Here is a 6,000-nt window from a genome sequence, read left to right as displayed (position 1 = left end):
GGTTCTGCATAGAAACATGTCACAGATGGCGGCGGACACAACCTTCCCCACGATTGCCGGTATTCTCAGGAGTAATCGGGACAAGCTGGGGATTGCCCTGATCAACTCTTTGGTCGGCTGGGCCAAATACGAAGCCGAAATTTCCGAGGCCTCGTCCCGCCAGGACTTTGCCAATCGCGAGACGGTTGCATTGGTTGACTATCTCTCGGCCTATTTCGCCACTGGCGAACAAACCTACCGAGATCTCTACATCGGCGAAAAACTCAAGCAGTGCTTTGATCCGGGTGACAGCTTGGAAGAGGCAATCGCCCGGCGTCGCGTCATCACAACCTCCGACCGACGCGCGTATCTCGACATCGTCGGCCCACATCTTGCTCCGGCGGCACTCGAGGCTCTTGAAACAGAACTTCGCTCCATTCAAATCCTACTGACCCATCCTGGAGACAAGGTCTGTCGCGCCCTTCTGGTTGGCGATTGCGTCTTCGTTGATCTGCTCGGATTTTTGGCCGTTCCTCTGATGAAGATGGGGGTCCAGCTGGTTCCGACTTTCGTCACGAGCAAGCTCCCAAGTCAGCAGTGCCGCGAAATCGCAGACCATGCCGGGAAAGAATTTGATCTGATTTTTTACAGCCCACTGACCTATGCCAACCATGTCGGCTTCTCACAATTTCAGCATGTGAAGGCTGCCTTTCCTGCGCCGAGCACGGCAACGGCCATCGTGGAGGCCACCAAACAGGACATCAGATCGATCCTGCAGCCGCTCAACCATACTTTCTCATGCCCGATCTTTGTGCACAACACAGCCAATCTCCGACGACATGACGGCTCGTGGCGCGATCAATTGAAGACGGTTGCCACCATGCCCGCACGGGCATGGGCTCGACGCCAGATCAATGCATGGTTGGCTGCCTATCTCGAAGGTCTGAACTCCGCCGGCGCACGCCTCATCCTGATGGACGAGATGGCGCCACTGCAACGATCGTCCGAGGTAACGCTCTCTCGCTATTATTATCATAATGGATTGCAGCACCCTGCCCGCTTCGGCAAAGAGCTCGCGCCTCTCTACGAAAGCGCGATTTTCGTACAGGCAGTGCTAGCTAAGAAAAAGGTCTTTATCTGCGACCTCGATAATACCCTTTGGGACGGGGTCATTGGTGACGGCGAAGTGTCGCATTTCGCTGACCGCCAGAACACTCTTCTCAGGCTACGAAAAAGAGGCATGTTGCTTGCGATCTGCTCCAAGAATGATCCGAAGAACGTACATTGGAGCGGCGGCACGCTTTGCGAGGACGATTTCGTTTGCCGTCAAATCAATTGGAGCTCGAAAACCGAGAACATTCGTCGGATTGCCAAGATACTCAATCTGAAGACCAAGGATTTTGTGTTTATCGACGATCGCGCTGACGAACTGGCGTTGGTTCAGGACGCGATACCGGAGATTCTAACTCTCGACGCAAACGACGCGTCAACCTGGTCGAAACTTGCCTTATTGGCGGATCTTCTTCCTGAAAACAGTGAGGGGGATCGCACCCTTGCTTACAAGCAGCGAGCAGAGCGGGAACGATTCTTGACGGAGGAGACGAATACCAAGAAGGACGATGGTGATGCCCTGATCAAGCTTCAATTGCGCCTCAAAATACGCCGCGCCGGAGCAAAAGAGCTCTCACGCGTCGCTGAGCTCATCAATCGCACCAATCAATTTAATACGTGCGGTACGCGAACGAGCCTACAAGAGGTGACCCGCTGGAGCGAGAGCAACAGCCACACGATTTGGATTCTCGAGGCCGCCGATCGATTCGGCGACATGGGAACGATCGCGGTCGCCATCACCGAGGAAACGAACCGCGGGATCGAAATACCAGCCTTTGTGCTGAGTTGCCGCGTGTTTGGCTTTGGCATGGAGGACGCGCTGTTAAATATGGTGAAGCGATCGAACCCAGGCGCTCCGATCTTTGGCCACTACAGGCAGACCGCTCACAACGAGCCTTGTCGCAATACTTACCCACGCAATGGGTTCACATGGGAGGAATCCGAATGGGTCTTCCGTGGGAGCGAGGTCGATCCCGATCCCAGGTGGTTGACCGTCGAGTGCCCAAGGTAGCTCGTCACTTTCAAAGCTTCCGGAAGACGGTTTCAAGGCTGTCGGTCGCATCGTCCCAGGTGTATTTTTCCGCGGTCGAGAGTGCCGCTTGGGACATTGCTTCCCAATCTAGTTCATTCAAACGCAGCACCTGAAGAGTTCGGGCGGCGAGCGCCGTTGCATCCTCGATGTTCACGAGATAACCGTTTTTCCCATCCTCAATGTTGTCAATGGGCCCCCCAACTTTCGTCGAGACCACAGGGCAGCGACATGCCATCGCTTCGAGCATTGGAAGATAGAAGCCTTCGCTACGACTACCGCACAGCCAGACATCGCAGCTGCTGTAGATCTTTCGCATTTCATCTTGCGCAGGCCGATATTTGAATTCCACCCATGCCGGCAGCGGTCGCTCCGGAAGTGGCAGCTCCGCGCCAAATGCGAGAACGCGAAGTTGCGGAGCCTCTTGCCGCACCTTTGAGAGCGCCTCCAAAATCACATCCGCGCCTTTGAATTCAACGCGGGAATAGACAAAGCCGACCGATGGAACAGACTGCTTAAGCCTCGGTTCAGAAAAAAACTGCCGAGTATCGACGCTGTTTGGAATCAGTGCGACATCTCGATCGCCGTATTGATCGCGCATGATGTCCTGAAGCCAGCGTGAAATAACGATCTTCTTGAATGGCAAACGATAGGTTTTCCTGGCCCTTTCGATTGGCAGATGCGCAAAGACCTCGTGGTGCTGGATGAAATAGACCTTCTTGCCTTTGCTAGGTGCGAATTGGGATATCCACTCCGCCGTTTCCCACCAGGTAGCAACAATGACGTCGGCGTCCGGCACGTCTGCCTCGGTCACAGGCCGAGCGGAATCGAGCTTCAATAGTCGTGTCGGATGCGAAGAAAAGTAAGACGGACCTGGCCCAATCACTTTTGGCCATCCCCGGCCGGCCATGAACGAACGGATCTTAGTAAGCAGGCTTGGTCGGTTGTCGGCCGGCACGACAACAACGACGTCGTGACCTCTGCGCGTCAATCGCTCTGCATAGATCGAAACTACTCTAATGCCCCCAGCGAGGTCGTCCTTCGGTATGACGAAAGTAATGCGCATCACATTTTGCTGGGTTAAGCTTAGGATCGAGCTGCGAGCAGCCGTTGAGTTCGCTGGATTATTTAACCCAGACTGAAGGATAGCTTTGACAACGTCAGCTCAAGCGCATTAATCACCCTTGATAACCGAGTTCACGAAAGCATTCCTTAAAATGTCGGACATCAAGTTGGAACTGCAAGAAGTTTTTCGCCGTGTCTTCGACGATGACCGTCTCATAGTCAATGACCAGACTGATGCCGATGAAATCGAAGGCTGGGACTCGATCGCGCACATCAACTTGATCATCGCATTAGAAAAGCAGTTCGGCGTAAAATTCTCAACCAGTGAATTGGCCGGTCTTCAATCCAAAGGCAAGAATGTGGGCAATCTGGTAGCTCTTTTAGAGGAAAAACTCAGATAGACAGTTAACGGTCATGCTCCGCCAGATCTTGCGAACGCTCGCACCTCGCCACCCAAAAATGGCCGGTCTTTACCGCCGCTTCGCTCGTCCGAACGGCAGAGAATGGGCCCGTTTCCTAAAGCAACAAGGCCGAATCTATCACTTGGGCGAAAATTGCTCGATCCTGCCCTCTGCTAGCTTCGTTGATCCGGAGTACACGTGGATCGGGGACCGCGCCTGTATCGGGAACGCTACATTCATATGCCATGATGGAGCAATAGAGATGCTTCACCAGCGCTTTGGTCTTCGGATCGATCGCGTGTCCCCCATAGTCATTCATGACGATGTTTATATTGGAGAAGGCGCCCTAATTCTTGGAGGGACAACGATCGGCGAAGGCTCGATCATTGGAGCAGGTTCCGTTTTGAGGCGAAAAATACCTGCCGGCAGCGTTGTTGTGGGGAATCCAGCCAAGGTTGTTGCGCGCGTTGAGGACCTGATGCGGATCTGGGAAGCTGAATCGCAGGCCCTCCCCTGGGCTCCCCTGATAGCGGAACGCCAGGGCGCGTATGACGCCGCAATCGAACCGAAATTGCGAGAACTCCGTCAGAAATTCTTTTTTGGCGAGCGATGCGGCGCCTGACGATCTCGTCGATGAAGCCGCGATAGGTGGCAAGATCGTCTAAGCCGACAGTTCCGCGCAGCAGCAAGGCATCCGCGATTGCTCGCTTGAGATGACCGTAAGGCCTTCGATCGAACCATTCTCGTGAGCAACGCCTCGATTGTTGCGCGAAGGCCGCATACCGTAATGGGCACAAAGGGCCGCGTATCGCTGCGTCAGGTCGTCCCGTGCATCACGGTCGAGATTGCAGATGCGGCCGACAGACTGTCGGCCCGATGCCCCGCGGCGCCCGATCGAGCGACCAGAGGGCATTCTGCAGGCCTTCGGCCAAGGCAACTAAGCTCTCACCGCCAAGCACGATGTGGGCGTGCTCGAATCCGCAATAGGTCCAACGGAAGTGACTAGTACGAAAGCATCCCGCTCCGCAGATGACCGATTGAGACGCGCGATGTCAGCATCAAACGAAAGGATGGATTATCCACTCTGGCCCTGGATTGTCGTCCTAGCCGGTGCCGGTGTGCTTGGGCTCGGTGCAATCTTCATACTCGATTGGGTTCTGCTCGCGGTGCTCGGTTATTAGCCGATCAATGGGCTCGGAACTCTGGACCACAGCGTAGGTTCCAAAAAAATTTAGTCGAAGGCGACGTTAAATTTTCTTGCTCGTCTCGTTAAACTTCGACCATAATTAAATCGAAATGTAGGGAGGACACGCAAGTGGCTAGGTGGCGAGCTTCGCTGGCGTTGTGCGCTGTGTTGGCGTTCTTTTCGGAGCGCGCCTCGGCTTCGATCATTTATTCCGAGGTCGGAAAGCAAAATCAGACGACCTACAATTTCGTAGCCTCCTCGTCCGGAGATCTGATCGCGTACTTTGCTGGCAGTGGTGCTCATCTTGAGCAACAGCTCGGCGTACTGGTGAACGGCGTTTCCACCGGCGTTACTGGTCTGAGCAATTACTCGAGCGCCATTGGACAAGCATTAAACCTCGGAAGCGTTAGTGCGGGCGACGTTCTCACATTTTTCGATCACCTGAAGTACTTCACTCTGTTTTCCGATCCGGCCTTAAACTTCGACAAGAGAAATCGCGTCTACTCGAAGGCTGCCGCTGCGGGGGAAGCCTTCGTTGGCAGTCCGGCGGGCACATACGTTGGGTTTGAGGACAGCGGCGACTACAATTATTTCGATGAGACCTTTGTATTTGCGATCAGGCCGGTGGAAGCAGCTGCCGTCGCAGCGGTACCCGAGGTCTCTACTTGGGCAATGATGATCCTGGGGTTCGCGGGCCTTGGCTTTATGGGATATGGGAGCAAAGGAGCCTTTCGGCTCGTTTGATTGAGAGGGCATTGCTGTGAGCGGTGCCGCTCAGTATCGTGTGGGTGCGCGCCGGCAGACCACAGGCGACAGAAGCTCGTCAAAATTGCCAAGGCAGGTAAACCCGATCAGGCGTTTGGCTGTCCCGGATTTCTACGCCGGCCGCACCTCTATCTATCAGATACTGCGCACGAAGACCCCCTGAACAGTCTCTCGATACTGGATAGACCGGCGCCGTTCCCACTAAGAATAGATTCTGTATCGCATCGTTGGCGCTGGACATGTCGACTAGTCTAGCGCCCAACATCGCGCAGATGTCGACATAGACTTGAACGAAAAGCAGCTTGGCGCCAGACCGGCAGGTCTGACGCTGGGGGCGGAACTTGCAGGACAGGAAGAGGTGCCCCGGTGGACCATTCCCATGACTCGCGACTTCGTCGAATTAGTGTCGGTGGTCGGTACGACAGCTTAGGCGTAAGCTCCCTAGGCCGAGTTGATGAGGCTTT

Annotated in this window: 4 protein-coding genes and 2 pseudogenes; 4 read left to right on the top strand and 2 right to left on the bottom strand. The window is 54.8% G+C overall.

Features of this window, described 5'->3' with window-relative positions; translation table 11 throughout:
• Positions 1–2,101: HAD-IIIC family phosphatase (locus IF809_RS33200; protein WP_462839636.1), on the top strand; the 2,101-nt coding region annotated here is incomplete at its 5' end.
• A gap of 10 nt (positions 2,102–2,111) precedes the next feature.
• Here IF809_RS33200 and IF809_RS33195 read toward each other — a convergent pair.
• The gene (locus IF809_RS33195; protein WP_462839635.1) at positions 2,112–3,185 is read right to left on the bottom strand and encodes a glycosyltransferase family 4 protein; all 1,074 of its coding nucleotides are present in this window, start codon (positions 3,183–3,185) and stop codon (positions 2,112–2,114) included.
• 151 nt (positions 3,186–3,336) lie between these two features.
• On the opposite strand from IF809_RS33195, the gene IF809_RS33190 reads away from it, so the two are divergent.
• Together IF809_RS33190 and IF809_RS33185 are read left to right on the top strand one after the other, a co-directional pair.
• Entirely contained in the window at positions 3,337–3,585 is a 249-nt protein-coding gene (locus IF809_RS33190; protein WP_462839634.1) for an acyl carrier protein, read from the top strand.
• Positions 3,586–3,598: 13 nt separating this feature from the next.
• Positions 3,599–4,207: an acyltransferase gene (locus tag IF809_RS33185; RefSeq protein WP_462839633.1), complete on the top strand. Its 609-nt coding sequence runs from the start codon at positions 3,599–3,601 to the stop codon at positions 4,205–4,207.
• On the opposite strand, the pseudogene IF809_RS33180 reads toward IF809_RS33185, so the two are convergent.
• Positions 4,176–4,595: pseudogene (locus tag IF809_RS33180) on the bottom strand (IS21 family transposase); the annotation flags it as partial. The gene IF809_RS33185 and the pseudogene IF809_RS33180 sit on opposite strands and share 32 nt — an antisense overlap.
• 812 nt (positions 4,596–5,407) lie before the next feature.
• Between IF809_RS33180 and IF809_RS33175 the strand changes: the two are divergent.
• Positions 5,408–5,515: pseudogene (locus IF809_RS33175) on the top strand (choice-of-anchor K domain-containing PEP-CTERM protein); the annotation flags it as partial.
• Positions 5,516–6,000 lie beyond the last annotated feature (485 nt).

This window comes from Bradyrhizobium sp. UFLA06-24 (assembly GCF_054967145.1).
The sequence above is the reverse complement of the archived record's forward strand: the minus strand, read 5'-3'. Positions and strand labels throughout refer to the sequence as shown.

What these genes read in the sequence shown, in the direction of transcription:
- IF809_RS33195 (WP_462839635.1), bottom strand. Translation starts at nt 3,185, where the DNA reads ATGCGCATTACTTTCGTCATACCGAAGGACGACCTCGCTGGGGGCATT.
- IF809_RS33190 (WP_462839634.1), top strand. Translation starts at nt 3,337, where the DNA reads ATGTCGGACATCAAGTTGGAACTGCAAGAAGTTTTTCGCCGTGTCTTC.
- IF809_RS33185 (WP_462839633.1), top strand. Translation starts at nt 3,599, where the DNA reads ATGCTCCGCCAGATCTTGCGAACGCTCGCACCTCGCCACCCAAAAATG.